Raw genomic sequence first — 4,228 nt, 5'->3', positions numbered from 1 at the left:
TTCCGATACAAGGATATGGGTTATGGTTTATGCCTGCAATGGATTTTTGCAATACTATGGAATTTCCACTTGCAACATTATGGATTTTTAACTTGCAACTTTCGGTATTTTTATCTTACAACAAACACACTCGGAATTTTTTCGTCCAATGAAAATCGCAAAGCCAATACTGCTGTCAACGAATTCTTCAACGCCCTACAAGTCGGAGACTTAGATAAAGCCAATGGGTTGCTAGATAAAACAGGTGAGATGAATATTGATTTCCAATTTGATTCTAGCGATAAGGAAAGGCTTGCCAAGGCTTATTACTCAAAAACAGAGTATAAGGTTGCATCAACCTCGATAAACAAATGGCTTTTCAAGATTAAGGAAAAACAGGTAGCAGGAGAATTGAAAACACCTAATATAGTACCAGTGATGCGTTCTGCTTTAAATGAAGTAACTAGATTGGGATTAAGTGGCGGTCTGTTTTTTGGTTTTCAGAATGCAATTGCACACTCCAGTGATACATTTATAAGAAACATGCAAAATGCGACCGAAATGGATACTACCACAATGGTTATTACTGTTATTAGAAGTGACGGAAAATATATATTGATTCCTGATGAAATGCTCCAAGAAAGGCTAGTGTCCCAACCAGAGAAAGTTTTCTCGGTTCTTGATACTTTGCAACATAAATATTGATTATATAGAAATTACATCTTTATATTAGGATTGTGACATGATATTGAATATTGGATTTAAAGGATGGATTAATGATGGAATGCACAAAATGCGGAGCTGAAAATTCAGAGGAGAGTTCTTTTTGTAGTAAATGTGGCGAAAGACTATCTGCTTCAAATAGGGAAGGTATTGAAAGTATGGAAAGTACAGAAAAAATACTTCGCGAAAATAGCCTGGATAAATTTAAAAAAATTACTTCAAATAAAAATAATAGGGTAATACTATTTTCGGTTGTAGCTCTCATTATAATGGCAATAGGAGCAAGCATATATTTAAATAATCCAATCGCAAAATTCAAAGACAATATTAGTAATAATAATAACGTTGAGGCTATGAAAATTTATAACCAGAAATTAAAGGGGGATACGAGCAAAGAGGCAGAAGTAATTATGTTCTTAAAGGATGATATGACAAGCATAAACAAGGCTTTTATTGATGAAAAAATTGACTTCAATGAAGCAAAAACCGCACTAGAAGCTATACAGAACACTGGTTTAATAGCTGCTGATATCAATGCCGTCTTGAAAAAAGTAACAGACTTAAATAATTCGAGAATGTCCTTTAACAAGGCAACAGCCTTTTTAGCCAATATAGATTACATAAATGCTATTAAGGAATACAAGAATGTAATTGCTGAAGATAAAAATTATTCCAAAGCACAAGAACAGATCAAAATTAATGAAGCAAAATATAAAGAGCAAGTATTACAAACTGTTGATAATTATGCCACTGCAAATGAATATAATAAAGCAGTTTCTATTCTGAACGAAGCAACTTTGATACTACCAAACGATGGTGATCTTATCGCTAAAAAAGTATACTTCGAAAAGGTACAAATACAAAAATTAATTGATGAGCAAGAAGTGGCTGTCGCTGGAGTTAGGGAATATACAAATATTATTAATACCAATTTTATCGCTGTTACCGTGCATAACAGATCACAGAAGACGGTTAAAAAATATTATTTAGGGTTTATGGGGTTCGACAAGAATGGATTGCCAGTTAAAGTTGGACTTGGTGGTGGGGAGTTCGTTGGAAGAGGAAACAATGATCAAAATATTTTACCAGGAGAGACTAAGTCTTCTGATGGAGGATGGTATCTAGACAATCATGATGTAGTTACGTTGATAGCCTGTATTGACAAAGTAGAATATTATGATGGTAACAATTGGGATAATCCGTATTATGACTATTGGATTAAACAATATCAGGAGAAGCCGTTTCAGTAGTAATAATTACCAAGAATAATTGTTGAATATCTTAGGAGGTTATTGACCACAAACTGTTCAAACAGAGCAACAGCCTATGCAGGGAAAAAATATACAGAATAATTTAAAAAAGATTGATGCAGAGTTTAAAGATAGTACCAGTATAATTAACGGCAAAATTGCAGTATGTGATTATGTTTATTGGGGTAGTATAACTTTAAGGTTTAGAAATTATTTTTATACAGATGGCAGTGGGAAAATATATACTGCCTCCATTGTTGCCTTTAGCGACAACTGGGACAATATCAAAGAAGTGGTTCAAGTTTTTGAACAGTCTTTGAAATTTAAACAATAATTCATAATTCCTATAAAAATATGCTTTTATAGAAACAAGCAGGTTTAAATGACCTGCTTTTCCTAGTAAACAAATAGTAAGATATGGAGATGTTACATGGATTCACTGGATGTTGAGACCAAGGTTGTTCAGATAAGAAGAGATTAAGTGATTTCGGGTCAATTTCTGAAGATTACGGAAGATGTGTGAAGATAAAAATCAATAGAACTGAATATGAGGTATATGCGCTGGCACATCCCCGTCAAGTAGGACAGTTAGGAGCTTCCAATGCCAAATGGAAGATGCTGCATGATTCATGGGTTAAGAAACTAATGGTACGATAGAGGGCAGAAATGGCCTTGTGAAAAAATCATCATAAGAGACTGCATTACCACCCATGTGTACAACCACGAAATACATAGGTAATCATTGCAGCTAACAATTCAAGATTTGCATTGGCCCTTCGCCCTAGCTTAAGCTGTCTACTTATCTAATTTCGAAATAACGCTTTACCGCCTTATGATGGAAGTTCATAACGTTAAGCCAACACGGCTCGACTACGAGAACCTTATCATCATAAGTCACTTCAACCAAGTGACGAATAGATTCATCCTCATAATACATGACATCGACGGCTCTTATAGTGACGGCAACGTTACCAGCAAAAGCCCTAAACTTCTCCTTTAACCCCTCTAAGTCTATATCTTGTCTTCTTCTTGCGAATATCTTTCTTAATTTTCTCAACTGAAGTTTCTTCTCCCTTTTTAATAATTAAAAGAGTATTCCAGGAATCTTGCCACAGCACAAGCTCATGAGAATAGTAATAAGGGAAAGTCCTCCTGTATGCTTCTTTTTGTTAATAAAATCCTATAAGAGGCTTAAAATTTGAACACACGATGTGTGTCATTATTAGTAATTTAAGAAGCCCTTTTTCTTCGCAATTGCCACCACCCCCTTTAATATAGGGGTTTATATAGATGCTGCACGGACGTGTCGTAACTCTACTAAATTGATTGGAGGAATCATGATGGGTATTGTATCTGCGTTTATTCTCGGTTGCCTGGTGACAGTCTGGTGGAAAACAAAACCACATAACCCAAAGTCATATTGGGCAGCCAAACAGGTCGTTCCTGAAGGCAATCAGTATCTAGATAAAGCTAAGAGGGGGCTGAGAAAATCAGAACAGATGGTAACAGGAATCAAGGCTGCCAGAGTATCAAAGAACCCAGTTGTTGATGACGAACTAAAAGATATATTGCTTGAATACGCTATTGATCAGGTTAAGAAGGGCAAGATCAAGATTGTAGAAGACGTCGATTAGTAATCGGTATATACGGGAGTTAGAGGGATTTACCCTCTTATTTTTTTGCCCATTTTTAACAGTGACGACATGAACAGTGAGAAGTGTTCAATTGAAAGGAGGTGACTATATTGAAGCAGGAGGTAGTAGCTCTATTAACTAAAAAGGCCGAACTCCTTGCCTATGCCCAAGTACTCCGTAGTCAGGATCATACACCCCACAATGACATGATGACACTGGCTAAGAACCTAGCCAAACAAGCTACGCTGGATATGCAGCTGGCTAACCTGGGGGTAAACATTAGACCTAATAATCCAGATAGAGTCCAGGTTCTGGAGACTGGTTGAAATGAAGATTCCTCCCGAGATTGACGGCTCCAAAGCTTCAGTCGAACTGCTGAATAGATGGCTCTTGATAGAGCATTGCGTTGCGGTAGCGATATAGGCACGAGCGTATATGACGGACGTGGTCTGTTGATTCTATAGATATTCGGCTAACCGATTGCATTTCGCAATACAAACGGGCATAATAGTATCAAAATAGGAGGTATGAAGCGGCCATACTTTAAAGTATAATATGATATAATAGTATATAGTAAAAAACTATTGGAGGCAAAATATATGAAGCTATATACTATGAAAGATGTAATGGAGATTCTAAACG

The 4,228-nt window shown here is 36.2% G+C and carries 4 protein-coding genes; all 4 read left to right on the top strand.

Going from position 1 to position 4,228, the window contains the following annotated elements:
• Nucleotides 1-684: hypothetical protein (locus PHF25_08945; GenBank protein ID MDD4528135.1), on the top strand; the 684-nt coding region annotated here is incomplete at its 5' end.
• Nucleotides 685-755: 71 nt separating this feature from the next.
• Complete coding sequence (locus PHF25_08940) at nt 756-1,952, top strand: DUF5780 domain-containing protein (protein MDD4528134.1); 1,197 nt, start codon at nt 756-758, stop codon at nt 1,950-1,952.
• Nucleotides 1,953-2,028: 76 nt separating this feature from the next.
• Nucleotides 2,029-2,286 (top strand): hypothetical protein, encoded by a 258-nt coding sequence (locus tag PHF25_08935; protein MDD4528133.1) that lies wholly within the window; start codon nt 2,029-2,031, stop codon nt 2,284-2,286.
• 1,042 nt (nt 2,287-3,328) lie between these two features.
• Nucleotides 3,329-3,586: a hypothetical protein gene (locus PHF25_08930; protein ID MDD4528132.1), complete on the top strand. Its 258-nt coding sequence runs from the start codon at nt 3,329-3,331 to the stop codon at nt 3,584-3,586.
• Nucleotides 3,587-4,228: the final 642 nt, after the last annotated feature.

It is taken from the genome of Candidatus Margulisiibacteriota bacterium (genome assembly GCA_028706105.1).
GTDB lineage: Bacteria > Margulisbacteria > Riflemargulisbacteria > GWF2-35-9 > DYQY01 > DYQY01.
This window is presented reverse-complemented; position numbering and strand designations above follow the sequence as displayed.